This is a genomic window from Rhizobium sp. SG_E_25_P2 (assembly GCF_029892285.1).
In the GTDB taxonomy this organism is placed as follows: Bacteria; Pseudomonadota; Alphaproteobacteria; order Rhizobiales; family Rhizobiaceae; genus Rhizobium_E.
The window spans coordinates 1-25,195 of record NZ_JARXVM010000029.1; the positions used below are offsets into that span (position 1 = coordinate 1).

Annotated in this window: 25 protein-coding genes; 13 read left to right on the forward strand and 12 right to left on the reverse strand. The window is 61.7% G+C overall.

Going from position 1 to position 25,195, the window contains the following annotated elements; translation table 11 throughout:
- Positions 1–145: 145 nt before the first annotated feature.
- The 4 genes from M2360_RS26040 to M2360_RS26055 form a co-directional block, all read right to left on the reverse strand.
- Positions 146–1,774: a CTP synthase gene (locus tag M2360_RS26040; RefSeq protein ID WP_280778305.1), complete on the reverse strand. Its 1,629-nt coding sequence runs from the start codon at positions 1,772–1,774 to the stop codon at positions 146–148.
- A gap of 139 nt (positions 1,775–1,913) precedes the next feature.
- On the reverse strand, positions 1,914–2,387 hold the full coding sequence (secG, locus tag M2360_RS26045; RefSeq protein WP_280778306.1) for a preprotein translocase subunit SecG: 474 nt from the start codon (positions 2,385–2,387) through the stop codon (positions 1,914–1,916).
- Positions 2,388–2,516: 129 nt separating this feature from the next.
- Positions 2,517–3,284, reverse strand: a complete 768-nt coding sequence (tpiA, locus tag M2360_RS26050; protein ID WP_280778307.1) for a triose-phosphate isomerase — start codon at positions 3,282–3,284, stop codon at positions 2,517–2,519.
- 95 nt (positions 3,285–3,379) lie between these two features.
- Entirely contained in the window at positions 3,380–4,210 is an 831-nt protein-coding gene (locus tag M2360_RS26055; RefSeq protein ID WP_280778351.1) for a hypothetical protein, read from the reverse strand.
- Between the two features lie 188 nt (positions 4,211–4,398).
- Between M2360_RS26055 and parE the strand changes: the two genes are divergently transcribed.
- The 4 genes from parE to M2360_RS26075 all read left to right on the forward strand — a co-directional run bounded on the left by parE (position 4,399) and on the right by M2360_RS26075 (position 9,239).
- Positions 4,399–6,432 (forward strand): DNA topoisomerase IV subunit B, encoded by a 2,034-nt coding sequence (gene parE / locus M2360_RS26060; protein WP_280778308.1) that lies wholly within the window; start codon positions 4,399–4,401, stop codon positions 6,430–6,432.
- Positions 6,433–6,524: 92 nt separating this feature from the next.
- Complete coding sequence (locus tag M2360_RS26065) at positions 6,525–7,127, forward strand: PilZ domain-containing protein (protein ID WP_280778309.1); 603 nt, start codon at positions 6,525–6,527, stop codon at positions 7,125–7,127.
- A gap of 319 nt (positions 7,128–7,446) precedes the next feature.
- Positions 7,447–8,079, forward strand: coding sequence for a LysE family translocator (locus M2360_RS26070; protein ID WP_280778310.1), 633 nt, complete (start codon positions 7,447–7,449; stop codon positions 8,077–8,079).
- Between the two features lie 602 nt (positions 8,080–8,681).
- The gene (locus M2360_RS26075; protein WP_280778352.1) at positions 8,682–9,239 is read left to right on the forward strand and encodes a transglutaminase-like cysteine peptidase; all 558 of its coding nucleotides are present in this window, start codon (positions 8,682–8,684) and stop codon (positions 9,237–9,239) included.
- 108 nt (positions 9,240–9,347) lie between these two features.
- Here the strand turns inward: M2360_RS26075 and M2360_RS26080 are convergent, their stop codons facing one another.
- Positions 9,348–9,665 carry a hypothetical protein gene (locus M2360_RS26080; protein WP_280778311.1) on the reverse strand — a complete coding sequence of 106 codons (318 nt, stop codon included), beginning with the start codon at positions 9,663–9,665 and terminating at the stop codon, positions 9,348–9,350.
- Positions 9,666–9,859: 194 nt separating this feature from the next.
- Here M2360_RS26080 and M2360_RS26085 point away from each other — a divergent pair, with 194 nt between their 5' ends.
- The 3 genes from M2360_RS26085 to M2360_RS26095 all read left to right on the forward strand — a co-directional run bounded on the left by M2360_RS26085 (position 9,860) and on the right by M2360_RS26095 (position 12,598).
- Entirely contained in the window at positions 9,860–10,588 is a 729-nt protein-coding gene (locus M2360_RS26085) for a hypothetical protein (protein WP_280778312.1), read from the forward strand.
- Positions 10,589–10,767: 179 nt separating this feature from the next.
- Positions 10,768–12,249: a D-alanyl-D-alanine carboxypeptidase gene (locus tag M2360_RS26090; protein ID WP_348529580.1), complete on the forward strand. Its 1,482-nt coding sequence runs from the start codon at positions 10,768–10,770 to the stop codon at positions 12,247–12,249.
- A gap of 82 nt (positions 12,250–12,331) precedes the next feature.
- Positions 12,332–12,598, forward strand: a complete 267-nt coding sequence (locus tag M2360_RS26095) for a hypothetical protein (protein WP_280778313.1) — start codon at positions 12,332–12,334, stop codon at positions 12,596–12,598.
- Positions 12,599–12,654: 56 nt separating this feature from the next.
- Here the strand turns inward: M2360_RS26095 and M2360_RS26100 are convergent, their stop codons facing one another.
- Positions 12,655–13,086, reverse strand: a complete 432-nt coding sequence (locus M2360_RS26100) for a DUF1489 family protein (RefSeq protein WP_280778314.1) — start codon at positions 13,084–13,086, stop codon at positions 12,655–12,657.
- 70 nt (positions 13,087–13,156) lie between these two features.
- Entirely contained in the window at positions 13,157–14,557 is a 1,401-nt protein-coding gene (locus M2360_RS26105) for an L-serine ammonia-lyase (protein WP_280778315.1), read from the reverse strand.
- Between the two features lie 179 nt (positions 14,558–14,736).
- Here M2360_RS26105 and M2360_RS26110 point away from each other — a divergent pair, with 179 nt between their 5' ends.
- From M2360_RS26110 to M2360_RS26120, 3 genes are read left to right on the forward strand one after another with little or no spacing between them, the layout of a single operon-like run.
- A complete protein-coding gene (locus tag M2360_RS26110) occupies positions 14,737–15,429 on the forward strand; it encodes a DUF599 family protein (RefSeq protein ID WP_280778316.1) in 693 nt (230 codons plus the stop codon).
- Positions 15,426–16,400 (forward strand): heparan-alpha-glucosaminide N-acetyltransferase, encoded by a 975-nt coding sequence (locus M2360_RS26115; protein WP_280778317.1) that lies wholly within the window; start codon positions 15,426–15,428, stop codon positions 16,398–16,400. The genes M2360_RS26110 and M2360_RS26115 overlap by 4 nt, the downstream gene beginning before the upstream one ends.
- 23 nt (positions 16,401–16,423) lie before the next feature.
- Complete coding sequence (locus M2360_RS26120) at positions 16,424–16,897, forward strand: isoprenylcysteine carboxylmethyltransferase family protein (RefSeq protein ID WP_280778318.1); 474 nt, start codon at positions 16,424–16,426, stop codon at positions 16,895–16,897.
- 35 nt (positions 16,898–16,932) lie between these two features.
- Here the strand turns inward: M2360_RS26120 and M2360_RS26125 are convergent, their stop codons facing one another.
- Entirely contained in the window at positions 16,933–17,325 is a 393-nt protein-coding gene (locus tag M2360_RS26125) for a MerR family DNA-binding transcriptional regulator (protein WP_280778319.1), read from the reverse strand.
- Positions 17,326–17,388: 63 nt separating this feature from the next.
- Positions 17,389–18,816, reverse strand: a complete 1,428-nt coding sequence (gene mgtE / locus M2360_RS26130; protein ID WP_280778320.1) for a magnesium transporter — start codon at positions 18,814–18,816, stop codon at positions 17,389–17,391.
- 325 nt (positions 18,817–19,141) lie between these two features.
- Here mgtE and M2360_RS26135 point away from each other — a divergent pair, with 325 nt between their 5' ends.
- The 3 genes from M2360_RS26135 to M2360_RS26145 are packed head-to-tail and all read left to right on the forward strand — an operon-like array spanning position 19,142 to position 21,700.
- Positions 19,142–19,711, forward strand: a complete 570-nt coding sequence (locus M2360_RS26135; RefSeq protein WP_280778321.1) for a periplasmic heavy metal sensor — start codon at positions 19,142–19,144, stop codon at positions 19,709–19,711.
- A gap of 24 nt (positions 19,712–19,735) precedes the next feature.
- Complete coding sequence (locus M2360_RS26140; RefSeq protein WP_280778322.1) at positions 19,736–20,431, forward strand: response regulator transcription factor; 696 nt, start codon at positions 19,736–19,738, stop codon at positions 20,429–20,431.
- A 3-nt stretch (positions 20,432–20,434) separates the two neighbouring features.
- Complete coding sequence (locus M2360_RS26145) at positions 20,435–21,700, forward strand: ATP-binding protein (RefSeq protein WP_280778323.1); 1,266 nt, start codon at positions 20,435–20,437, stop codon at positions 21,698–21,700.
- Here M2360_RS26145 and M2360_RS26150 read toward each other — a convergent pair.
- From M2360_RS26150 to M2360_RS26160, 3 genes are all read right to left on the reverse strand, one after another.
- Positions 21,683–22,387: a hypothetical protein gene (locus tag M2360_RS26150; protein WP_280778324.1), complete on the reverse strand. Its 705-nt coding sequence runs from the start codon at positions 22,385–22,387 to the stop codon at positions 21,683–21,685. The two genes, M2360_RS26145 and M2360_RS26150, sit on opposite strands and share 18 nt — an antisense overlap.
- 86 nt (positions 22,388–22,473) lie before the next feature.
- A complete protein-coding gene (locus M2360_RS26155; protein WP_280778325.1) occupies positions 22,474–23,412 on the reverse strand; it encodes a DMT family transporter in 939 nt (312 codons plus the stop codon).
- A 151-nt stretch (positions 23,413–23,563) separates the two neighbouring features.
- On the reverse strand, positions 23,564–25,174 hold the full coding sequence (locus tag M2360_RS26160; RefSeq protein ID WP_280778326.1) for a GMC family oxidoreductase N-terminal domain-containing protein: 1,611 nt from the start codon (positions 25,172–25,174) through the stop codon (positions 23,564–23,566).
- Between the last annotated feature and the right edge of the window lie 21 nt (positions 25,175–25,195).

Sequence of the window (25,195 nt, forward strand, 5' to 3'; positions counted from 1 at the left end):
CAATCTAACGGTCCAAGCCAGAGGTCTCTCAACTACTATGTAGAACTCGTCCAGTCCTCCACCGTAGGTGGAGGTTTATTTACTTCATAACAAAAGGCCCGGAAGCGTCGCTTCCGGGCCTTTTTCAAACACGGTTTTCGACCGATCAGACCAGCCGGCTCTGCACCAGCGTCGCCTCGACGAAGCTCGCAAACAGCGGATGCGGCTCAAACGGGCGGCTCTTGAGTTCGGGGTGATACTGCACGCCGATGAACCAGGGATGATCGGGATATTCGACCGTTTCCGGCAGAACGCCATCCGGCGACATGCCAGAAAACACCAGGCCGCAATTTTCCAGCCGGTCCTTGTAGTCGACATTCACCTCATAGCGATGGCGATGACGTTCGGAAATCTCGGTTGAGCCGTAGATGTCGGCGATCTTGGTGCCTTTCTTGAGCGCCGCGCGATAGGCGCCGAGACGCATCGTGCCGCCGAGATCGCCCGACGCCGAGCGCTTCTGCAGCTCATTGCCCTTGATCCACTCGGTCATCAGGCCGACGACCGGATCCGAGGTCTTGCCGAATTCCGTCGACGAGGCGTGTTCGATGCCGGCGAGATTGCGGGCGGCTTCCACCACCGCCATCTGCATGCCGAAGCAGATGCCGAAATACGGCACCTTGCGCTCGCGGGCAAACTGCGCCGCGCGGATCTTGCCTTCCGAGCCGCGCTCGCCAAAGCCGCCGGGCACCAGAATGCCGTGGACCTTTTCGAGATAGGGCGCCGGGTCTTCCTTCTCGAACACTTCGGATTCGATCCATTCCAGGTTCACCTTCACCTGGTTGGCGATGCCGCCGTGATAGAGCGACTCGATCAGCGACTTATAAGCGTCTTTCAGGCCGGTATATTTGCCGACAATGGCGATGGTGACTTCGCCTTCGGGATTATGGATGCGGCGGGAGACTTCTTCCCAGGCGTCCATCCGCGGCTGCGGCGCGGGCTCGATGCCGAAGGCGGCCAGCACTTCATCGTCAAGGCCTTCCTTGTGATAAGCGATCGGCACGTCATAGATCGAGGCCACGTCCAGCGCCTGGATGACGGCGGAGGCGCGCACATTGCAGAACAGCGACAGCTTGCGGCGCTCGGCTTCCGGAATTTCGCGATCAGCGCGCACGAGCAGAATATCGGGATGAATGCCGAGCGCCTGCAATTCCTTGACCGAATGCTGGGTCGGCTTGGTCTTGAGCTCGCCGGCCGCCGGAATATAGGGCATCAGGGTCAGATGCACATATACGGCGGTGCCGCGCGGCAGGTCGTTACCGAGCTGGCGGATCGCCTCGACAAACGGCATGGCTTCGATATCGCCCACCGTGCCGCCGATTTCGCAGATCACGAAATCATAGTCCTCATTGCCGCTGACCACGAAATCCTTGATCTCATTGGTGACATGCGGAATGACCTGCACGGTCGCGCCGAGATAATCGCCACGGCGTTCCTTGTCGATGATGTTCTTGTAGATACGGCCTGTGGTGATGTTGTCGGCCTTGTTGGCCGAACGCCCGGTGAAGCGCTCGTAATGACCAAGGTCGAGATCGGTCTCGGCGCCATCGTCGGTGACGAAGACTTCACCGTGCTGGGTGGGGCTCATCGTGCCCGGATCGACATTGAGATAGGGGTCGAGCTTGCGCAGCCGGACCCGATAGCCCCGCGCCTGAAGCAAAGCCGCCAGTGCTGCGGCCGCGATCCCCTTGCCGAGAGAGGAAACCACACCGCCAGTGATGAAAACATATCGCGCCATGGGCTTTATCCGTTACTGCGTCCCGGCTGATTCCGCCAGTCCTGATTTCATCTTGATGCGAAATTGGAAATGTTTGCGCATTCCCAACAAAAAACCGGCAGGTCAAGCCTGCCGGTTTCGTCAGCCATCGAAGGCCTTGTTATTGCGCGGGCGTCTGCTGCTGCCCGTTGGTCGCCGGAACGGCGCCTGCGGGCTCGGCCGGCGTGGCGGCGGGAGCCGCAGCGCCAGTCTGGGCCGGCTTGGCCGCGTTGGTGTTGTCGCCGCCGGTCGGAATGGCGTTCGGATCGACGGGCGCCGGGGCCGGCGTCTTGCCGCCGAGCGAATCCAGCAGACCGTTCGGGTTCGAGCCGCTGGTGCTGGTCGGCAGCTTGTTGAGAATGTCGGTGGGCTTCGCCTCGTAGCGGGCGAGCAGGCCAAGACCGAGCGACGTGATGAAGAACAGCGCCGCGAGGATCGCCGTGGTGCGGGTCAGCGCATTGGCCGCGCCGCGGGCGCTCATAAGGCCCGAGCCGCCGCCGATGCCGAGCCCGCCGCCCTCAGAACGCTGGATGAGCACCACGCCGACAAGCGCCAGCACGATCATCAGATGGATCACGATCAATACGGTCTGCATAAGTCCTATCCTGTTTGGGCCCTTCCGGAAAAAGCCCAGTTTCGCGGCGCTCATACACGAGCGCACGCCGATTTGAAAGCCCCCGGCGAGCGAAATGCGGGGATCGCCCCTTGATCAGGAAACAGGCGATCAGGAGATCAGCGTGTCATACACGCCGCAAATGGCGAGGAAGTCCGACGATTTCAAGCTTGCCCCGCCGATCAGCGCGCCATCGACATTGTCGACCGCCATCAGTTCGGCGGCGTTGGACGGCTTGACGGAGCCGCCATAGAGAATGCGCATCTTGGCGCCCTCGGCGCCGAAGCGCGCGACAAGCTCCTTGCGCATGAAGGCGTGCGCTTCCGCGACATCGTCAGCCGTCGGCGTCAGCCCGGTGCCGATCGCCCAGACCGGTTCATAGGCGATGACAGTATTTTCCGCAGTGGCCGCATCCGGCACGGAGCCAGCAAGTTGCGTCTCCAGCACGTCGAGCGTCTGGCCGCCTTTGCGCTCGGCTTCGGTCTCGCCGATGCAGACGATGGCCGTGAGATCGGCGGCATGCGCCGCTTCCGCCTTGGCCCGCACCAGCGCATCATTTTCGCCATGCAGCGTCCGGCGCTCGGAATGGCCGACGATGACATGCGTGCCGAAGCAATCGGCCACCATCGACGCCGAAATGTCACCGGTATAGGCGCCGGATTGCGCGGTATGGCAATCCTGCGCGCCGATCTCCAGCGGGCTGTCGGTCAGAAGCGCGGTGGCGACATAGAGAAGCGTCGCCGGCGGGCAGATCAGCATGTCGATCTTGCCGGCCAGGCTCAGCGCGCCCTCGCCCATGTCCTTGAGTTCGTTGAGCTGCTCGCGCTGCCCGTTCATCTTCCAATTGCCCGCCACGAGCGGCCGAACGTCCGGTGTCATCTCGTCTCTCCCGAAATTGTCCTCGCCGCTCTATCAGAGGCGGGGAAAAGCGGGCAAGCGAATTGTGGCCAGCCGGGTTCGCCAGTGTCGGCGCCTCAGCGCGAGAAGATCCAGTTCAGGCTGTCGCGCCAGTCGGTCATGCGAACCGGCGTGCCGTGCGAACCGGTCTCGAACAACACGAAACGGCTGGGATAACCTTCCTTCTTCAGCGCCCTGTAGGCCGCGACCTGTTGATCGGCCGCATAGACGCTGTCGCGTGCGCCATGGCTGAAGAACAGCGGCAGCTTGGCCTGATGCGCGGCGCTCGCCTTGAAGTCCGGATCGCTGACGCCGCCCATCACCATCATGCCGCTCAGCTCAGCCACAGTCTTCGCGTCGCGGGCGATGCTCCAGCAGATGAAGCTGCCCATGGAGGCGCAGGACAGCACGATCCGCGCCTTCGGCGCGTTCGCCTTCACCGCCCCGATCAACGCCGAAATCTCCTCGGCGCCGGCGGCGTCGAAACTCTTCACCGATGGCGCGAGATAAACGCCGCCATTGTCGACGGCGAGATTCTTGAGCCGGTTGAAATTGCCGCCGAAGCGCTTGTCATTGGCGCCCAGCTTGCGGTCGCCGCCGCGGCCATGAATGAAGATGACGGCAAAAGCGGCGTTCTTGATCTTTCCCGCGCGAAAAATCTCGATCTCGCGGCCGCCAACCTCGATCTTCTCGAAATCCTGTTTCCAGCGCACGCCGAGCGAGACATAATCGCCCTTCACCTCGCGTTCGGGCACGCTGTCGCGGCCGTTGATATCGCGCATTTCCTGATAATCGACGGTGATGAAATCGCCATTGTCCTCTGACGCGAGGATTGCGGGATAAGCGAACAGCGCATCCTTGAAGGGCTTCAGTTCCAGCGCAGACGCCTGCCCTGTCGCAAAAACCATGAAAACTGCGGCGATTGCGACGCTTTTTAGCAACTGAACTGTGGACATTGCATCCCCCCTTGCCTGCATCTCGCTTGCGCCCTTGCCTTTCGGCGGTTTCGGACGCAAATCTCGGCCAATCGCGCCTGTCCGCGGCTTCTGGCAGAATCTGCTGATTCGCGGAACCAAACACTTCCGAACAGGACACTATGAGCCAAGCCCTGAATCTATTCGACGACATGCCCGAGAGCCCGAAGCCGGAGCGGCCCGAAGTCGCCCCGCCCAAGCCCGCGCCGCAGGACCAAGCGCCGAAGACGAGCGAAGACTATGGCGCATCCGCCATTCGCGTGCTCGAAGGGCTTGAGCCTGTGCGCATGCGCCCCGGCATGTATATCGGCGGCACCGACGAGAAGGCGCTGCACCACCTGTTTGCCGAAGTCATCGACAATTCGATGGACGAAGCGGTGGCCGGCCACGCCAATTTCATCGAAGTGCATCTCGACGCCGAGGGTTTTCTCACTGTCACCGACAATGGCCGCGGCATTCCGGTCGAGAACCATCCGCAGGTTCCCGGCAAGTCCACCCTCGAAGTCATCATGACCAAGCTGCATGCCGGCGGAAAGTTCGACGGCAAGGCTTACGAGACATCGGGCGGTCTGCACGGCGTCGGCGTCTCGGTCGTCAATGCGCTGTCGGATTTCGTCGAGGTCGAGGTCGCCCGCAACCGCAAGCTCTATCGCCAGCGCTTCTCCCGCGGCATTCCGCAGGGTCCGCTGGAAGAACTGGGCGATGTCCACAATCGCCGCGGCACCCGGGTCCGTTTCCATCCCGATCCGCAGATCTTTGGGCCCCACGCCAAATTCGATCCGGGCCGCATTTATCGCATGTCGCGCTCCAAGGCCTATCTGTTCGGCGGCGTCGAGATCCGTTGGTCCTGCGCGCCCGAACTCGTGGCTGGCACGGAATATGAAGACAAGGCCGTCTTCCATTTCCCCGGCGGCCTCAAGGACTATCTCGCCGTCCAGATCGGCAAGGATTTCACCGTTACCCGCGACATCTTCGCCGGCAAGACCGAGCGCAGCGGCCATGGCTCCGTCGAATGGGCGGTGACCTGGTATGGCGGCGACGCTATGCTGCATTCCTACTGCAACACCATCCCGACGCCCGAAGGCGGCACGCATGAAGCCGGCCTGCGCATCGCGCTGACCAAGGGCCTCAAGGCCTATGCCGAACTGACCAACAACAAGCGCGCCGCCAATATCACCACCGACGACGTGATGATTTCGGCCGCCGGCATGCTGTCGGTGTTCATTCGCGAACCGGAATTCGTCGGCCAGACCAAGGATCGCCTCGCCACGGTCGAAGCCCAGCGCATTGTCGAAAACGTCATCCGCGACCCGTTCGACCATTATCTCGCCGACAATCCCAACGAAGCCGACAAGCTCTTGGAATGGGTGATCGAGCGCTCCGACGAGCGCATGCGTCGACGCAAGGAAAAGGAAGTCAGCCGCAAGACGGCGGTGCGCAAACTGCGCCTGCCCGGCAAGCTCGCCGATTGCTCGCAGAATTCGGCCGAGGGCGCCGAACTGTTCATCGTCGAAGGCGATTCGGCCGGCGGCTCGGCCAAGCAGGCGCGCAACCGCGCCAACCAGGCCATCCTGCCGCTGAAAGGCAAGATCCTCAATGTCGCCAGCGCCGGCAAGGAAAAGCTCGGCGCAAACCAGACGATCGCCGACCTTACCCAGGCGCTCGGCTGCGGCGCGCGGTCGAAATATCGCGAGGAAGACCTGCGCTACGAGCGCGTCGTCATCATGACCGACGCCGATGTCGACGGCGCCCATATCGCCTCGCTGCTCATCACCTTCTTTTACCAGGAAATGCCGGATCTGATCCGCAAGGGGCATCTGTTCCTCGCCGTTCCCCCGCTTTACCGCATTTCCCAAGGCGCCAAGGTTCTCTACGCCCGCGACGACGCCCATCGCATGGCGCTGATGGAGAAGGAGTTTACCGGCCGCGGCAAGATCGAGATCAGCCGATTCAAGGGTCTCGGCGAAATGTCGCCCCCGCAACTGAAAGAGACGACGATGGATCCGTCCAGCCGGACATTGCTGCGCGTCGATATCGACGAGGTGGATTTCGAGGGCACGCGCGGCGCGGTCGACGCGCTGATGGGCACCAAACCGGAGGCGCGGTTCCGCTTCATTCAGGAGCGGGCCCAGTTCGCCGAAAATTTGGACATTTAGTGAGATTGTAACAGCTGCGAGCATCGAACTGATACATATTCTTAAGAGGCGCGAGGCTATCTTGCCCTCTTGAAACATGAATGGGTATCAGAATGCCAGCTCCGCAAACCGCCGCCTCAACGGTCACGATCGACGCCCGCTCCTTCCAGCGCGTGGTCGTGAACCTTGCCGGTCGCCTGATGCTGCCGGACTATACTGAGCTTGAATGCAAGGCCGTCGACATGTCGCCCGGCGACATCCATTTCCATTGCGCCGCGCTTCCGAAGATCGGCGACCGGATCATCGCCTATATCGATCATATCGGCCGCATCGAGGGCTCGGTGATCAAGGTTGTTGACCATGGCTTCGTCACCACTATCAACGCCACCGACCGCAAGCGCGAGAAGCTCGCCGCACAGTTGACCTGGCTCGCAAACAAGACCGCGCTCGGCCTGCCGGAAGATCGGCGCCATGAGCGTATCGCGCCACGCTCCGCCCGCTCGGAACTGGCGCTGGATGATGGCCGCGCTTATCCCTGCCGCATCATCGACCTGTCGATGTCGGGCTGCGCCGTTGAAATCGAGGTTCGCCCGGCGCTGGGAACGCCCGTCCGGCTCGGAACCATGCGCGGCAAGGTCGTGCGCCAGTTCCAGGAAGGCGTGGCGATCGAATTCGCGAGCATGCTGAGCCGCGAGAATTTCGAAGCCTATCGCTGACAGCAGCCGGCGAAATACGCTTCAAAGGCCGGGCCATGCCCCCCCAAGCCCCTCACTGGAATATGAAATCCGAGTAGATACTGGCTGGCGCTGCCTTCCTGAGACAGGGATATTGGGGACGGTTTATCGTCCTGCAGATTTCTTGGTGAAGCAATCTGTGCGCGGATTGATCGCAAAACCATGGTTTTGCGACTTTGCGAAATTCAGTTGCAGACCTGGTTCTTTAGAACGTGTCTCGCCATAGCAGCGCAAAAACAGTTGCTATTGGGCTTGACGATGATAAGCAGGAATTCCGGCTCCATTCCAAAAGGAAGATATTATGCCGGATTTTTCCACGTTCATGCTCTTTGCCGCCGCCTCTCTGGTGCTGACCGCCACACCTGGGCCGGATATGTTGCTCATCGCCTCTCGTAGCGTAAGCCAAGGACGTTCCGCCGGGTTCCTCACATATGCAGGAATAGCTGCCGGCACTTATTGCCACGCGATCGCTGCGGGGCTTGGTCTGTCACAGCTCTTTCTTGCTGTTCCCATCGCCTATGAAATCATTCGGTGGGCGGGCTGCATCTACCTGATTTACCTAGCCTATAAAACTGTTCGTTCCGAAGGGGCAGCTTTCGCGCCATCGTCCGGGCTCAAACGCCTTTCAAACAGGCGTATATTCGCGGAAGGTTTCGCAACAAATATTCTCAATCCGAAAATGGCGCTATTTGTCCTGGCGCTCTTCCCGCAATTCGTTGACCCCTCGGGCGGCGCGATGTTCGCGCAGATGGTCGTACTGGCCACCATCTTGAACGGAGTAGGCTTTCTTGTGAACGGCGCGGTCATCCTTTTGGGAGGTCACATCCGCAATCGACTCTCCGCGTTACGACGCTTTCCCAAGCTTCCGCAGTATCTGCTTGCAACCGTATTCGCTGGATTGGCGTGCCGCTTGGCGCTCAGCACGCGGCCCTGACGGGCGGAACGAACGCAAGCCTGTCGCAAGAGCTATGGCCGGGCCCAGCGCCCGGCCTTCATCTTTTGAGCCTGGGCCTGATCCTCGCGCAGTCGCGCGTCAGGCGATCCCAGGCGAGGCTGCGCAGCCGGCAAATATCCAGCGACAAAAAATTCAAAAAATAATTTCGATGATTTTCAACGCTCATCCGCAAACAAGAGCCGCGAAGTCACGGCAGTCCCTTCTGCTTCGACGCGAAACAATCTGTATCGTGCTGGCACAGTCTGCCCGCGTCCAAGGGCGCGACCATGTCCGCGTGATGCGGCGCCTTAAAATACGATTTAATATCAAGGCCTTGAAAGATGTCCGATAAACTTTTCGCCAGATTTTGCGCGAATTATCGCTTGATTTTCGCCTAAACTTCAGCAGATTTTACTCAAGTACACATCAAATATATATCAATAGATATTCAAAATATTCGATAGTTCTACTCGAATTTGTACTTTATCTTACTTCGCATTTTCGCGAGGAGTAAAAAAGCATGTGTCATTGTCTTCTCAACACGGGGAGACAAAAACATGTTCAACGCAAGAAACATCAAAGTATTGATCACAGCGGCGGCAATGACCGCAGCCACGAACACCGCTTTCGCCTTTTCGCCGAATATCGTGACGCTTGGAAAAACCAATCCGCCGATCGGTCACTATGAGTTTTGCCGCGACAATCCCAACGCCTGCTCAGCCAAGCAGAGCGACACCGGTCCGATGCAATTGACGGAAGCGACCTGGAAGACGATCCTCAAGGTCAATTACGACGTCAACACCAGAATCCAGCCGCTGACCGACGAGGAAATCTATGGCGTCGAGGAAAAATGGGCCTATCCCACCGATGTCGGCGATTGTGAAGATTATGTGCTGTTGAAGCAGAAATTGCTGGTCAAGCAGGGCTTCTCGCCCTCGGATCTGCTGATCACCGTCGTGCTGCAGCCGAATGGCGAAGGCCATGCCGTGCTCACGGTCAGAACCGATCGCGGCGACTTCGTGCTCGACAATATGCGCAACAAGGTCCTGCTCTGGTCGGATACGGAATATACCTATCTCAAGCGTCAATCGACGCTCAGCGCCGCCAAATGGGTGAAGATCGAAGACGATCGCGCCCCTGTGGTCGGCAGTTTGAACTGAATTCGGCGAAAGCCGCGCTTTAACCCTCCAAGGGCCGGTCACGTCCCCCAATCCCCGTCCGACCGAGCCCTCATTGCCGGTCCCGTTGTCCCCGGGACCGGCTTTTTTTTATCCGTGAACCTGCTTGAGCAGGCCGATAAGAACCAGGCCGTAAAGCCAGGCCCATCCAAGCACCGCAGCAACCGACAGCCCGACCTGTCCGCCGCGCATTCGCCCGGCCCTCGCCTCGCGGACAACCCTCTCTCCGAACAATGCCGGTCCCGCTGCGAGCGCGAAGATCCACGACAGCAACCGCCCGCGCCCATCTTGCGCCGTTCCGCGCGCGACAAGCAGGCCATCGAATATCAGCCGGCTCGAATCCAGGATCGCCAGAGGCGCGGCAAGCCCGATGATCAGACTGACGATAATGTCGCTCGCTTCAAACATGTGCCACTTCCATCCATAACCGGAGTCATTTCTTTCAACAGCAAGTTTCGGGCCAACCGCGCCACATCCAGCCAGGCGCAGGGCTGCGGCTCTAGCAACGGTCCTTGGCGTCAAAACCAGATTGCAAGGGTCATTGATCGATCTCATCAGTTCTTATCAATGATCCCCGGCATCAGCCCACCAGGAGAGCCCTGATGAACGAGGATGATTCGGAACCGGACGAAGCGCCGCTTCTTTCGACATCGCTGTTGTGGAAGATCGTGGGCGGCCTGGCGGCGCTTTCGGTCGCCTCGCTTCTTCTGTCGTTTGCAGCGAGCCGCTACGGCGCCTGGCTGGCCCAGGATGGCCGCACCGAGTCGGAACAGGCGATCGCCGTGACGATCGGTCAGGATACGCTCGTCCTTGCCGCCAACATGTTTCGTTTCGCCGAACACCGAAAGAATGGCGCCGCCGAACAGGTCGACATCGTCGTCACCTGGCCTGAAATGAAAGGCTATTCAGCCGCCACCGCCGCCCGCTTCGACAAAGCCGCAGACGACGGCAACCTGCTTTTCCTGCAATATAGCCAGAGCGTGATGTCCAGGGATATGTCGGGACGGCTCGAGCCGATCTATCGACGGCTGTTTGCGGGCGCGCCCGAGGCCGGACCGGCCGGCCTTGCCCTTCACCACCTCGATCCCAAGGCCGGCTATGGCGAAGAGGTCATCCTGACTGGCGAGGATGGCGGCGCGCCATTCGTCACCCGCTGCGTTATGCCGAAAACGGAGAAGGACGCCACGTCGAGCGATTGCCAGCGCGACATTCATGTCGGCCGCGATCTGACGCTGCTCTACCGCTTCTCCTCGGCGCTCCTGCCGCAATGGCGGAACCTCGACCGCGCTGTCCGTCTCTTCTCCGACGAAAGACTTAATCTTTCGCCGTGAATACGCCGTGAACCGTGAGCCGCCGCGCTGTTCACGAAACGTCCCGAACTGCGGCAATTGCCGCCTTTCGCCCCGCTTTTGCACACCGCGTCAACAGTTTGGTAACGCTAACGACCTATCATGCTTTTTCGAACTCTCGGCCTTTCAAGGTCAGTGCAACAGAAGCAAAGAGTAGCCTAGTGTCAAAGCCCACATTCTCGTTGCTCTCCCTCAGGGGGAAATGCGTCCTTCTCGCAAAAACCGTTTGCTCGCTGGCTGTGGCGGCAACTCTCGTTTTTGCTAATGCCTCGGAATCCCTCGCCGGCCCCAAGCCGGCCTCGATCGTGATCGACGCCCGCAATGGCAAGGTCATGCATCAGGAAGACCCCGACGGTCTGCGCTATCCTGCATCGCTGACCAAGATGATGACCCTCTACATGGTGTTCGACGCGCTCGAATCCGGTCGCATCTCGCTCAGGACCAAGATCACCATGTCCAAGCACGCCGCCTCGCAGTCGCCGACCAAGCTCGGCATCGGCGCCGGCCGCTCGTTTACGGTCGAACAGGGCATCCTGTCGCTGGTGACACTGTCGGCCAATGACTGCGCCACCGCCTTCGCCGAATTCCTCGGCGGCAGCGAGCCGCGCTTCGGCAAGATGATGACCGCCAAGGCCCGCGGCCTCGGCATGAGCCGCACCATCTATGTCAACGCCAACGGCCTGCCCGACAGCCGACAGGTAACCACCGCCCGCGACCAGGCTCGCCTCAGCCTGGCGCTGCGCAAGCATTTTCCGCAATATTACGGCTACTTCCAGACCCGCAGCTTCACCTATGGCAAGCGCGTGATCGGCAACCACAACCGTCTGCTCGGCGTTGTCCGGGGCGTTGACGGCATCAAGACCGGCTTCACGCGCGCCGCTGGCTTCAACCTCGCGACATCGGCCAAGATCGACGGTCGCTCGATCGTCGCCGTAGTGCTCGGCAGCCCGTCGGGCGGCGCCCGCAACGCCAAGATGCGCCGACTGGTCGAAGCCAATCTTCCCAAGGCGTCGCGCAAGGGCGATGGCGAAGCTTTTGTGTCCATGGCCTCGAAAAATGCGGTCGACACGGCTTATGCCACCCCGTCCGCCAAGTCGGCCCCGGCCATGGAAGTCGCCTCGGCGGATCACAGCCTTGACCTGCCGCACAAAGGCCCGGTTCCCCAAGCCCGCTACGACGACGGCGCCCAGGGCCAGGAACTCCAGGCCGATGCGGCAGACACCGTGCCGGTGATCCGCGCCAAGACCGTCAAGATCACCAAGACCGCGTCTCTCGACAGCGCTGTGGGCGCGCCCGACACCGGCTCGCTCGCCGAGATCCCGGAGCGTCCGGTCGCCGAAACGCCGAAGGTCGACTCCGTCACCACCGCCTCGACCGCCCCCTCCGAATCCTATGGCAAGGGCTGGGTCATTCAGGTCGGCACCGCCTCCGAACGCCAGGAAGCCATGAACATCCTCGACCGCGTCAAGGATAAGGGCGGCCGCGCGCTGCGCGCAGCCACTCCCTTCGCCATGGCCTTCTCCAATGGCGGCGCCCAGGTCTACCGCGCCCGGTTCGGCGGCTTCGCCGACCAATCCGCCGCCGTCAACGCCTGCAAGGCCTTGAAGCGCAAGGGCGTCGGCTGCTGGGCCGCCATGCAATAGTTTTTGAAAGATCAGGCCGCGGCGTGTGTTTTCGCCGCGGTCGCACGGAAACCTCGATTTTGTTTTGCGTACGAGGCCCCTTATGTCCAACACGCCGTATTCAGACCTGCGTGACGAAAACCAACGGAAAGCCTATGGCAAGAGCCTCGGCCTTCTGCCGCTGCACGAAGCCGCGCTCAAGCTCGCCGGCATGGGATTGAACCGATCCCATGACAAGACCAAGGATCTCGTGGCCATGCTGCTCAGCCATGGCGCGCGCGCCTGGCGGGCCAACCAGCCGCAAGCAGATCTGCATCTGCATGTTCGCTCGCCGCGCGGCAAGACGCCAGTTCGGCTGAGAATGCGCTGATTGGGAAAAATGATCGACAGAAAATGGCGGGGCCGCGAGGCTCCGCCATTCTTGTTTCAGAGCAGCCCGAGTTCGGCGAGTTCGCGCTTGAGATCGGCCGGCATTTCGCCCAGTCCGCCGGCCATCAGATCCGCCGGCGCATCCTTGGTCTCGAGATAGCGCCAGCCCTGGAACGGCCGCTTCGGCTGCGGCATGGTTTCGATGACATCCGGCGCGAGCATCAGCCGGCAGCGACCGATGCCGTCATTGTCGGTAAAGTCCTCGATGCCGATGAGTTGCTGCCGGGCCGACAGCACGCCCTTGATCACCCAGTACAGCGAACCGCCGTCAAGTATCTCGGCGCTGCGCTTGGGCGACATGCGCGTCACATGGACCGAGTGCGGGGGGAGGCCGGCGGCGATCGCCAAGCTGGTCCGCTCCGCCACCCAGTCGCGCAGGTCGTCGATCGATTCCGCGCCGACGCAGAGTTTGATGAGATGCAATGCCATGGCGTCTTTTCGACCAGTCGCGCGCCGCAGTCAATGCGGCGCATCCGCCATCAACAGCGCGTCAACCCGCTCAGCACTCCACAACATTGACGGCGAGGCCGCCGGTGGAGGTTTCCTTGTATTTCTCGCTCATGTCGTGACCGGTCTGGCGCATGGTCTCGATACAGGCGTCGAGCGGCACGAAATGCTGGCCGTCGCCCTTGAGCGCCAGCGACGCCGCCGTCACCGCCTTGACCGCGCCGAGCGCGTTGCGCTCAATGCAGGGCACCTGCACCAAGCCCGCGACGGGATCGCAGGTCATGCCGAGATGATGTTCGAGCGCGATCTCGGCGGCGTTTTCCACCTGCTCGGGCGAAGCCCCCATCACGGCGGCAAGGCCCGCGGCCGCCATGGCGGCGGCGGAGCCCACCTCGCCCTGACAGCCGACTTCAGCGCCGGAGATCGAGGCGTTGTGCTTGATGATGCCGCCCACGGCCGCTGCGGTCAGCAAGTAATCGCGGATCCCGTCCTGGTCCCAATCCTCGTGGAAATGCTCATAATAGCGGATCGTGGCCGGGATCACGCCCGCAGCGCCATTGGTCGGCGCAGTGACGACGCGGCCGCCGGCGGCGTTTTCCTCGTTCACCGCCATGGCGTAGACCGAAAGCCAGTCATTGGCGAGCAGCGGATTGGATTTGTTGGAGCGCCATTCCTCCTGCAGCTTGTCGTGAATCTGGCGGGCGCGGCGGCGCACCTTCAGCCCGCCCGGCATGATGCCCTCCACCTGCAAGCCGCGTTCGATACAGGAGCGCATCGCGTCCCAGATCCGGTCGAGGCCGGCGTCCAGCGCCTCGCGGCTCATGGTCGCCTCTTCATTGGCGCGCTTCATCTGGGCGATGGTCAGGCCCGAACGCGCGGCCATGTCGAGCATCTGCTTGGCGGTGGCGAAGGGATAGGGAACCTTGATCGCCTCCGGCTTCTTGGCGGCGGCGCGCATCTTTTCGAGTTCGAGATCGGTGACGACGAACCCGCCGCCGATCGAATAATAGATCTGCTTCAGGAGCAGTCGACCCGAAGCGTCGAACGCCTGGAACAACATGCCGTTGGCGTGCCCGGTCAGCGGGGTCTTCTTGTCGAGCACGAGATCGTCCTTGGGACGGAAGGCATAGCCATCATGCCCCGGCGGCGAGATGCGGCCTGAAGACTCGACCTCGGCGACCAACGCGTCCATTCTGTCTGGATCGATCGTATTGGCTTTCGCCCCCGTCAGGCCCAGAATGACCGCGCGGTCTGACCCATGGCCGATGCCGGTATGGGCGAGCGAGCCATGCAGGCTGACCTTGATCGCGGCAACCTTGGCGGCGGATGGACGCGGCCAGTCGGGCGACAGGATGAGATCGAGAAACAGATTGGACGCCGTCATAGGCCCCATTGTGTGTGAGCTCGACGGACCTATGCCGATCTTGAAAACATCGAATACCGAAAGAAACATGAATTATCGCCTTCCGCCTGTCATGACCCTTGCGCCGGACATTAGTATGGTTTTGACGTTTGTCGCCTCCGAACTTCCGCCAGCCACTGGCACGGGGGCGACATTGACCCATTTCATGCGCAAGCTGATTGGGCGATACACACAGTCAGTTTCTCCGATTCCCGAGGCTTAGAGCGGCCATGACCCATCTGGACTATATCGCAATCGCCTATTTCGTGCTGCTCTGGGCGCTGTTCAACTGGGTGACCGGCGTTTCCCGCCGGTTCAATCGCCTGAGCGTCACCCGCGGCATGGCCATTCACCGCGCCAACTGGATCCGCAATTCGCTCAATCGCGACCTCAAGATGATCGATACCCAGATCATGGCGGGGCTTCAGAACGGCACCGGTTTCTTCGCCTCGACCTCGATCCTGGCGCTTGGCGGCTGTTTCGCGCTGCTCGGCCAGACCGAACAGGTGCAGGCAATCTTCGCCGATCTGCCCGCCGTCTTCCACAGCAGCCGCGCCGCCTTTGAACTCAAGGTTGGCGGTCTCGCCGCCATGTTCGCCTATTCCTTTTTCAAATTCGGCTGGTCCTACCGGCTGTTCAATTATTGCTCAATCATGTTCGGCGGTCTGCCGATGCAGTCCGAAGCGGAGAAAGATCCTGAAGGCGCGCGCCGGGCGGCCGAGGCTGTCATCGCCATGAATGTCGTGGCCGCCAAGAATTTCAATGCCGGGCTTCGCGCCATATTTCTGTCGATCGGTTATCTAGGATGGTTCGTGAACGCCTATGCCTTCATGGCCATGACCACCTTCGTCATCTTCGTCCTGATCCGGCGGCAATTCTTCTCCGAGGCGCGCGACGCCATTGTCCGAGGCATGGAATCTTGAATTCAGACATTTCTCCTCAGGCTTCGACGCCGAAGCGGCGCCAGGCCTGGCTCGATATCGCCCGCGGCTTCGCCTTGTTTCCGATGGCGAGTTATCACTTCATGTGGGATCTCGCCGATTTCGGCTATCTCGCGGCGGATTTCCCGACATCCGGCTGGCCAAAGGTCTATGCGCGGGTCATCGCCTCGACCTTCCTGTTTCTCGCCGGCTATTCGCTCTATCTCGCCCATAGCGCCCGCTTCAACGCCAGGAGCTTTCTCAAGCGGCTGGGAGTGATCGGCCTGGCGGCCGGCGCCGTCACGCTCGGCACCTATCTCTGGATGCCGGGCGGGCTTATCTATTTCGGCATTCTGCACGCGATGGCGACCGCCAGCGTCATCGCCCTGGTGTTCCTGCGCGCGCCCGTCGTCGTCACGCTCGCGGCTGCGGCCGCCGCTTTCGCCGCGCCGCATGTCATCGCTCCGGGAGGCGTGTTCAATTCGCCCTTTCTCTGGTGGGTCGGATTGGCGGACCAGAACCGTCCCTCCTTCGACTTCGTGCCGATGCTGCCCTGGCTCGCGCCGTTCCTCACCGGTCTGGCCGTCAGCAAGTTCGTCAGCGCCCGCTTACCCGCGCCAGAAAATAACCTGGGGAAAACCACACAAAAACATTGGAAAACCGTGCTTGCCTTTTTCGGGCGACACAGTCTCGTCTTCTATCTGGCGCATCAACCTGTGCTGATTGCGATTCTTTATGGGTTAAGTCTTGTAGTTCCACCGCCGGCGGTGGATCCCGGCGAGGCCTATATCCAGAATTGCCGACCGAGTTGCGAACGAAATCAAACGCCAGGCTTTTGCCAGTCTTTCTGCGATTGCACGCTGCAGTCGCTTTCGAAAAGCGATTTGCTGGCGCTATTCCAGTCTGGCGCAATCTCGGTAAGCGATGATCGGATCAAGGATATCGCATTCCAGTGCAGCATTCGCTCCGAATAGGAGCACAATGGCGGGTGGACCAGATGAATGTATATCGCGCAAGACCGGTGACCTATCCCTGGCCGACGGCGTTTTTTCTCGTCATCCTGCCGCTTTCCACCCTGTGTTACGATTATGCGCCGATACATATGCTGAACGGTGTGCCGCTTTTGAGGATCGCCATTTCCAGCCTGATGATTGGAGCGGGGATAGTCATGGCGATCTGGGCGATCGCGGCGCTCAAGAGCCACCACACGGCGCTCGGCTCGATGAAGAACACCTCGCGGCTCGTCACCACGGGTCCGTTCCGGCTGACGCGAAACCCCATCTATCTCGGCTATACGGTCGCCGCCCTCGGCCTGGCGCTGGCGACTAACAATCTTTGGACGGCCGGCCTCGCCGTTTGCGCCGCCGCCGCCACCCATCTTTGGGTGATCAGGCGCGAGGAACAATTCCTGCAGGCCCGTTTCGGCTATGAATTCGAGCGCTATCGCCAGCGCACGCGCGCCTGGCTGTAAGCCGGGGCGACACGTCGCGCATGTTTTATTGAAAATCAGGTCGAGACGCCGATTTCCGCCAGCCGGTTGAGACAGGACTCTTCGATACTGTCGAGCTCGGTGATCGTTTCGTCGATGTCGCGTCGCTTCTGCCTGAGATCGTCGCGCTTGTCGTCGACCTTGCGCATCAGCAGCTTCAACTGCCCGATCTCTCCGGGCGGCTCCTTGTAGACCTGAATGATTTCGCGGATTTCGGCGATGGTGAAGCCGATGCGACGGCCGCGCAGGATCTGCGCGATCAAATGCCGGTCCGCCTGCCTGTAGAGCCGGGTGCGGCCGCGTCTTTCAGGATGAATGAGACCTTCATCCTCGTAGAACCTGAGCGTGCGCGTGGAGATATCGAACTCGCGCGTCAACTCGGTTATACTGTAAAACTTGCTCACTGCCATGCCCGCCGCCGATTTTAGGATTGGCGTCAGGTTAATTGACCTTGACGTAAAAGTCAATTTTTCTCACCGCCAGCTGAACCACAGCGTCGCGAGACCGAGAAAGCCGAAGAAGCCGGTCAGATCGGTGATCATGGTGACGAACACCGACGACGCCACGGCCGGATCCGCGCCAAACCGGTTGAGCAGCAACGGCACGAGATTGCCGGCCATCGCTGCGGCGAGAAAATTGATGAACAGCGCGGTGGCGATCACCAGGCCCAGATGGACGTCGTGATACATGAAGCCCGCGACGAGCCCCACCAGGATCGCAAAGATCAGGCCGTTGGTCGTCCCCACCCCCAATTCGCGCCGGATAATCCGGCCGGCATTGTAGATGTCGAGATCGCGGGTGGCGAGCGCGCGCACGGTCACCGTCATGGTCTGCGTGCCGGCATTGCCGCCCATCGAGGCGACGATCGGCATCAGCACGGCCAGCGCCACCATCTGCTCGATCGTGGCGTCGAACAGGCCGATCACGGTCGACGACAGGAAGGCCGTGCCGAAATTGATGAACAGCCAGAGAAAGCGCGACCGCACGGTCGACAGAACATTGTCCGACAGTTCTTCGTCGCCGACGCCCGCCAGACGCTTGATGTCTTCTTCCGCCTCTTCATGGATGACGTCGACGACGTCGTCGATGGTCAGCACCCCGACCAGCCGGGCATTCTCATCCACGACGGCGGCCGACAGCAGGTCATATTGCTGGAAAAGCTGCGCGGCCTCTTCCTGGTCCATGTCGGCCGGAATCGAGTGGCTGGTCTCGCGCATGATATCGTCGATCTTCACGCCCCGCTGGGTGCGCAGGATGCGATCGAGATCCACCGCGCCCAGAAGCTTGAAGGTCGGATCGATGACGAAGATCTGGGTGAAACTTTCCGGCAGATCCTCCTCTTCACGCATATAGTCGATGCATTGGCCGACCGTCCAGAATGGCGGCACCGCCACGAATTCCGACTGCATGCGGCGGCCGGCTGAGCTTTCCGGATAGTCGAGCGCCCGGCGCAGCCGCACCCGTTCGGTGAAAGGCAGCTTGGCGAGGATTTCCTCGCGGTCCTCCTGGTCGAGGTCTTCGAGAATATAGACGGCGTCGTCCGAATCGAGATCGCCGATGGCGGCGGCGATGGCGTCGTTGGGGATCTGCTCGACGATTTCCAGGCGGATCGCCTCGTCGACCTCGGTCAACGCCGCAAGGTCGAAATCGTCGCCGAGCAGATGGATCAGCGCAATGCGCTGCTCCGCCATCATCGCTTCGAGCACGTCGCCGAGTTCGGAAATATGCAGCCGACCGACATGGCGACGCAGGAAGATGACGTCGCGATCCGCGATCGCCGCGCCGACCAGAGCCAGGAAATCGTGCCGCACCGAGCCGTCTTCGGTATAGATATCCGGAAGTTCCGGGCGCTCCGCCGGTTCAGGGGCGTCCAAAACGTCCTGTTCGCGGTCTCTCGACATCGCTGCGCCCCCTTCCCGTTGACCCTGTCCTATTCGCCCTCGCCCACCCCAGGGCGCGCGGGCAATTTGGCATGAACGACTTCTCTTTCCGACGGATCCATGGCCGCCGAACGGTGCTAGACGAATTCGCAAGCTGGGTCCACCGAAAATCCCGGCGCCGACACTAGCGGGAGCGGCGTTAATTTTCTGTGCAAAATCAATTCGATGCGGTGTTTTTTCGTACAGCGCCCCGAACTTTACATTTCTTCATGCGCCGGCAAAAACGCCGCAACATCGGTTGTCCATTCTGGCCTCATCGGAATGAGAGCGAAGAAAGGACTTCCCCATGACGCAAGACCTCGACACGAGCATCACTGAGACGCCGAAATCCAGCTGGCTGCGTCGCATCGTCATCGTCGGCTCCACCACCGCCGTGGTGCTTGGCGCGGGCGCGCTGGCCTTCGCCGGCGGCCAGGACGGCTTCGGCCCCGGCGGCATGCGACACAAATTCATGCAGGGCTATATGGAATATCGCATGGACCGCATGCTCGGCGATGCCGGCGCCAATGACGAGCAGAAGGCCAAGATCAAGACGATCCTGAAAACCGCGATGGAACAGGTCCGTCCGGACCGGCAGGAACGCCGCGCCATGCGTGACGGCGCGCTCGACCTCCTGGAAGCCCCGACCATCGACCGCGCCGCCATCGAGGCATTCCGGGCCCAGCAGATCGAAAAGCTCGACGCCAAATCGAAAATCATTGCCAAGGCCGTCGCCGATGCCGCAGATGTGCTGAACCCCGATCAGCGCAAGAAGCTGGTGGACGAACTCGACGAGATGGGCTTTGGCCCCGGGCGCGGGCCTGGCGGCGACCATCCGCCGGCGATGATGGACGACATGCCGCCCAAGGCTCCTTGAGCGCCCCAACAGCAGGACCATGACATGGCGGATGAAATTCTTGTGATCGACGACGACACCCGACTGTCCGCCATGCTCTCTGACTATCTCGGATCGGCAGGCTATGCCGTACGGACGGCGGCGACGGGCGCTTCAGGCCTCCAGGAGATCGCCCGTCGTCCGCCGGACGCCATCGTGCTCGACGTGATGCTTCCAGACACCGACGGCTTCGATGTCTGCCGGAAGATCCGCGCCCGCTCCAACCTGCCCATCCTCATGCTGACGGCGCGCGGCGAGGAAACCGACCGCATCGTCGGACTTGAGATCGGCGCCGATGATTACCTCGGCAAGCCCTTCAGCCCGCGCGAGCTTGCCGCGCGGCTGAAGGCGTTGCTTCGTCGCGCCCGCTCCTCGGTCCAGCAGATGGAACTGCTGCGTTTCGGAGGGCTGGAAATAGACCGTGACCGCCGCATCGCCACCGTTGACGGCCATGAGGCGGCGCTGACCGGCTATCAGTTCTCGTTGCTGGTGGCTCTCGCCGAAAATGCCGGCCGGGTGTTGAGCCGCGACCGGCTGATGGAATTCGTCAAGGGCGAGGAGCTCGAAGCATTCGATCGCTCCATCGACGTGCATATTTCCCGTATCCGCGCCGCCATCGAAAAGGACCCAAAAAATCCTCGGCGGATCCTCACTTTGCGCGGCTCCGGCTATCTCTTCGCCCGCAATCAAGACGAGGGCTGAGCCGTGATCGCCTCCCGCCTGTTTCTCAAGGTCTACTTGACCGTGCTCGGCTGTCTCGCACTCGTCGTGATCACCCTGAGCGCGCTGACCTTTCTCGGCCGGCTCGACCCCAATCGCGGCCCGCTCGAACAGGGCGTCGGCAAACTCGCCTCTTCGGTGCTGAGCGCCGATGTGCCGCTTGCGCAACGGCAGTCGATGCTCGACCGGCTCTCCCGCGCCTTCGACGCCGATATCGCCATTTTCGACGCCAAGGGTCGTTTCGTTCAGGGCGCCGGCGCGCGCATCGAGCGGCCCGACGCCGATGATCCCTGGATCGAGAAGACCGATCGTTTCCGGGCGTTCCGCATCGATATGCCGGACGGCGCGACCTTGGTCGCTTATGTGCCCCGGCGCTTTGCGCCGCCGCGCGGACATCTCGTCGGCCTGTTCCTGGTCACCGCCTTGATGGTGGGCGTCGGCGCCTATCCCGTCGTCCGCCATCTCACCCGGAGGCTGGATCACCTGCGGGTCAGCGTGGATCACTGGGGCAATGGCGATCTTACCGTTCGCGCGCCTGTTCATGGCCGCGACGAGGTCGCCGCCGTGGCGCGCACCTTCAATCTCGCCGCCGACCGCATCGAGGCGCTGGTCAAATCACAAAAGAGCCTGCTGGCCAACGCCAGTCACGAATTGCGCTCGCCGCTCGCCCGCCTGCGTCTCGCCGTGGAAATGCAGGAACTGGCGCGGTCTGATAGAACCCGCGACGAAATCATTCGCAATCTGGCCGAACTCGACGACATCGTCGAGGAAATTCTCTTGAAAAGCCGCCTGAGCGGCGAACGGCCGCCGCCGCTCGACCAAAGCGTCGACCTCCTGGCGCTTGCGAGCGAAGAGGCCGCCGCCACCGGCGCTGGGGTCGAGGGCGATGCGGGCCTGATCATCGGCAATGAAAAACTCCTGCGCCGGCTGATCCGCAATCTGCTGCAGAACGCCGAACGCCATGGCGCGCCGCCGGTCACAGTGACGCTGGCCGCCGAAGGCGACGCTGCGATCCTGCGCATTCGCGATCACGGCCCGGGGATCGCGCCGCAAGACCGCGAACGGGTGTTCGAGCCGTTCTATCGCCCCGCCGGTCGCAGCGAGGCGGATGGCGGCTGGGGACTCGGCCTGTCGCTGGTCGCGGAAATCGCCCGCCTGCATGGCGGATCGGTGATCATAGAGAATGTCGAAGGAGCGGGCGCCTGTATTCTGGTCAGGATCGCGAAGGGCCCCTCAGGCCGCTTCCTCTAGCGCGGGCAGCCCCGCTTCATCCAGCCGCAGCCAGCCGCGGGAGTGCGACCCGCACTCGCCGGTCACCGCCACGCTGTCGATGAGACGTCGCCACCCTGGATGGTTTAGTCGATCGCTGACGATAGTGTCGATGCGCTCGAGCGCCTCGGCCTCACGCTGCGTCAGGCGGAGGCGACCGTGATCGAGCTTGCCCCGGACGATACGGTAGACATAATCGAGATCCTCAATTGAAACGCCAGCTCGTTTGCAGGACCGTTGGGCGGCATAAGCGCCCTCGCCTGTAGCCAGCGCCAACCGCAACTGGTCGAGCGCCAGAGCCGACAGGATATCCGGACAGTCGCGCGACAGTTCCATCACATGCAGAAGGAGTTCGAGTTCGTCATTGTCCCGAATCACGGCGTCTGGCGCGATCATCGCCAGAAGACAGTCGGCGTCATCGGCGTCGAGGAAATTTTCGGCATAGCCGCCATTGACGAAAAAATCCGCCATGGCTTCGACGAACCACCGGCTCCATTGCGGGCTTTTTTCCGGCGACGACTTGTGAAGCGCCAGCAACAGCCAGGCGTCGGCCTCGCTGACGAGTCCCGAAACAAACATGCGTCCGCGCAGCATCAGCGCGTCGTCCTGCGTCAGCCGCTGTTTCCCGGCAAGCGCCGAGGCGGGATAACGCAACGTTAACTCCAGCATCGAAGTAGCTCCCGCTTCATCATGAAGCAGTTGCAATCTCGCAGTCGAACGTAAATTTCGTCTCAATCGGAATGGTGTATGTTTTCTTAATCCTGAACCACCACCCTGGTCTCGTCGCGCCGGGCGCTCCAGATAATATAGAGGCCAGAGCCGATGATGATGGCGACGCCCAGCCATTTGGAGAGATTGGGAAAATCCCCAAACAACAGATATCCCAGCGCAGTCGCCGAAATGATCTCGAAATATTGGAACGGCGCGAGCACCGAGACTGGCGCCAGCCGGAAGGCTTTCACGACCAGCAGATGGCCGTAACCCGACAGGCCGCCGAGCAGCACGAGAATCCCGAAACTGAACAGTCCGTCGGGCAGCGCCATCTGGAAGTCGCCCCAGCCGGCAGCGTCGCCGCCCAGCAGCACGGCCCCCATGAACAGCGAGCCGCCGACGCCCGACAAGGTCTGCATGGTCAAGGGCGGATCGGCCTCGCCGATCGCGCGGTTAAGAAACAGATAGAGCGCGAATAGGAACGCGCAGGCGACTGGCAGCAACGCCGTCAGGCCGAAGAGCTGGAAGCTGGGCTGGATGACGATCATCGCCCCGCCGAAGCCGATGAGGATAGCGAGCCAGCGCTTCCAGCCGACTTTCTCGCCGAGAAGCCAGGCCGACATCGCCGTCAGCATGAAAGGCTCGACGAAATAGATCGCGAAGACATCGGCGAGCGGCATATATTTGACCGCCGTGAAGAACAGCAGCGTCGCCGCCGCATGCAGCGCCCCGCGCAAAAGGTTCATCCAGGGGCGCTTGGCGACGAAAGCCCCGCGCCCGGCCACCGTCACCAGAAGCGGCAGCGTCAGCGCCGTCTGGAAGAAAAAGCGATAGAAGGTCACCTGCCCCGGCGACATCGCCTGCACATTGGCCATATACTTGGCGATGGCGTCCATGCAGGGCAGGATCATCATGGCGGCGGCCATGATGAGAAGCCCGCGGATGAGAGACGACGACGGAGGCGAAGAGGAAAGAGTGGTCATGAAGACTCGCAGCGGATTCGTGAGCTGAGTTTATCGAAGGCTGCTGTTGAGAACACGCGCTAACTCAGTTTCTCAGCCGAATAGTCTTGAACCTAAGAATCAGCATTGCTTGACTACGATGCACAACGCCGACCATCAGGCGGACTACCCCTCACCGCTCCGCCGCGATCCGCGCCGCCATCCGCTCAGCCATCATGATAACAGGCGCATTGGTGTTGCCGCCGATCAGGGTCGGCATCACCGAAGCGTCGATGACCCGAAGCCTCTCCATGCCCTTGACCGTCATCGCCTCGGGATCAACGACCGCGAGCGCGTCGACGCCCATCCGGCAGGTGCCGACCGGGTGGTAGATCGTATCGGCCCGCGCCCGGATTTGCCTGAGGATCTCGGCGTCGCTCAGATCGGCGAAGGGATGCAGATCGCGGCCCCTGATGTCGTCGAGCGCCGGTCGTTCCATGATGTCGAGCATCGTCCTGATCCCGGTGATCATCAAGGCCTCGTCGCGGGTGTCGCTAAGGAAGCGGGGATCGATCTTGGGCGGCAGTTTGGGATCGGGACCATGAAGGCCCACTTCGCCGCGACTATAGGGCCTAAGCACGCAGACGTGACCGGAATAACCCTGCGGCAGGTGCAGTTTGCGGGCGTGATCCTCCAAGAGGCCGATGACGAAATGCAGTTGCAGATCGGGAATGGCGACATCGGGCGAAGACCGGAGAAACGCGCCGACCTCGGCCACCGGCGAGGCGCAGAGCCCGGTCCCATCTTTCCGCCAGCGCAGCATTTCCCTGGCGATCGTCATCAACCCTGACGGCGTCAGACCGACCGTGTCGGCGCCGCTGGAGCGAGTGGCATGCACATAGTCGAGATGGTCCTGCAGGTTCTCGCCGACTCCCGGCAGATCATGCACCACATCGACGCCGGCTTTCTTCAACTTGCCGCCGGGCCCGATTCCCGAAAGCAGCAGCAGATGCGGCGAGCCGAAAGCGCCGGCCGCCAGGATCACCTCGCGCCGCGCCTTCACCTCCTGTCTCTGGCCGCCGCGCCTGACGACGACGCCGCGCGCGCTGCGGCCATCGAGACTCAATCGTTCGGCATGCGCGCCCGTCAGCACCTGGAGATTGGGCCGGCCCATGAGCGGATGCAGATAGGCCGCCGCCGCCGAGCAGCGCTCGCCCTTTTTCGGCCCGTCCCAGAACTGCGTCACCTGATAGAGGCCCGCGCCTTCCTGCTCCGGTCCGTTGAAATCGTCGTTGAGCGGCAAGCCAGCCTGGCGGCAGGCCTCGATGAAGCGGGCGGAAACCTGTCGCGGCGTCTGTTGTTCGCCCACCTGAAGCGGACCCGAGCCGCCATGCAACCGGCTGTCGCCGCGCTGATTCCCTTCCGTCTTCACGAACCAGGGCAAGACCTCCCGCCAGGACCAGCCGGCGCAGCCGAGCTGCGCCCAGCGATCGTAATCCGAGGGATGGCCGCGCACATAAAGCATGGCATTGATGGCGCTGGAGCCGCCGAGCGCCTTGCCGCGCGGCTGAAATCCGCGTCGCCCATTGAGCTTTTCCTGCGGCTCGGTGAACAGCGCCCAATTGTTGATCTTCGGCTTGCCGCTGACCATGGCGACGATGCCGAACGGCATTCGGATGGCGATATCCCGGCCCTCGCCGCCCGCCTCGATCAGGCACACTGTTATCCCCGGCATCTCGCTCAGCCGCGCAGCCAGCACCGAACCCGCCGATCCCCCGCCGACGATGACATAGTCGAATTCCATGATGCAGTTCCTCCCCGCGTC

Excerpts from the sequence above, each read along its gene's own strand:
- M2360_RS26110 (WP_280778316.1), top strand. The coding sequence starts at position 14,737 with ATGACCCATCTGGACTATATCGCAATCGCCTATTTCGTGCTGCTCTGG.
- M2360_RS26065 (WP_280778309.1), top strand. The coding sequence starts at position 6,525 with ATGCCAGCTCCGCAAACCGCCGCCTCAACGGTCACGATCGACGCCCGC.
- parE (WP_280778308.1), top strand. The coding sequence starts at position 4,399 with ATGAGCCAAGCCCTGAATCTATTCGACGACATGCCCGAGAGCCCGAAG.
- M2360_RS26150 (WP_280778324.1), bottom strand. The coding sequence starts at position 22,387 with ATGCTGGAGTTAACGTTGCGTTATCCCGCCTCGGCGCTTGCCGGGAAA.
- M2360_RS26100 (WP_280778314.1), bottom strand. The coding sequence starts at position 13,086 with ATGGCATTGCATCTCATCAAACTCTGCGTCGGCGCGGAATCGATCGAC.
- M2360_RS26095 (WP_280778313.1), top strand. The coding sequence starts at position 12,332 with ATGTCCAACACGCCGTATTCAGACCTGCGTGACGAAAACCAACGGAAA.
- M2360_RS26140 (WP_280778322.1), top strand. The coding sequence starts at position 19,736 with ATGGCGGATGAAATTCTTGTGATCGACGACGACACCCGACTGTCCGCC.
- M2360_RS26070 (WP_280778310.1), top strand. The coding sequence starts at position 7,447 with ATGCCGGATTTTTCCACGTTCATGCTCTTTGCCGCCGCCTCTCTGGTG.
- M2360_RS26135 (WP_280778321.1), top strand. The coding sequence starts at position 19,142 with ATGACGCAAGACCTCGACACGAGCATCACTGAGACGCCGAAATCCAGC.
- M2360_RS26040 (WP_280778305.1), bottom strand. The coding sequence starts at position 1,774 with ATGGCGCGATATGTTTTCATCACTGGCGGTGTGGTTTCCTCTCTCGGC.
- M2360_RS26055 (WP_280778351.1), bottom strand. The coding sequence starts at position 4,210 with ATGGTTTTTGCGACAGGGCAGGCGTCTGCGCTGGAACTGAAGCCCTTC.
- M2360_RS26155 (WP_280778325.1), bottom strand. The coding sequence starts at position 23,412 with ATGACCACTCTTTCCTCTTCGCCTCCGTCGTCGTCTCTCATCCGCGGG.
- secG (WP_280778306.1), bottom strand. The coding sequence starts at position 2,387 with ATGCAGACCGTATTGATCGTGATCCATCTGATGATCGTGCTGGCGCTT.
- M2360_RS26080 (WP_280778311.1), bottom strand. The coding sequence starts at position 9,665 with ATGTTTGAAGCGAGCGACATTATCGTCAGTCTGATCATCGGGCTTGCC.
- M2360_RS26105 (WP_280778315.1), bottom strand. The coding sequence starts at position 14,557 with ATGTTTCTTTCGGTATTCGATGTTTTCAAGATCGGCATAGGTCCGTCG.
- mgtE (WP_280778320.1), bottom strand. The coding sequence starts at position 18,816 with ATGTCGAGAGACCGCGAACAGGACGTTTTGGACGCCCCTGAACCGGCG.
- M2360_RS26085 (WP_280778312.1), top strand. The coding sequence starts at position 9,860 with ATGAACGAGGATGATTCGGAACCGGACGAAGCGCCGCTTCTTTCGACA.
- M2360_RS26075 (WP_280778352.1), top strand. The coding sequence starts at position 8,682 with ATGACCGCAGCCACGAACACCGCTTTCGCCTTTTCGCCGAATATCGTG.
- M2360_RS26160 (WP_280778326.1), bottom strand. The coding sequence starts at position 25,174 with ATGGAATTCGACTATGTCATCGTCGGCGGGGGATCGGCGGGTTCGGTG.
- tpiA (WP_280778307.1), bottom strand. The coding sequence starts at position 3,284 with ATGACACCGGACGTTCGGCCGCTCGTGGCGGGCAATTGGAAGATGAAC.
- M2360_RS26125 (WP_280778319.1), bottom strand. The coding sequence starts at position 17,325 with ATGGCAGTGAGCAAGTTTTACAGTATAACCGAGTTGACGCGCGAGTTC.
- M2360_RS26120 (WP_280778318.1), top strand. The coding sequence starts at position 16,424 with ATGAATGTATATCGCGCAAGACCGGTGACCTATCCCTGGCCGACGGCG.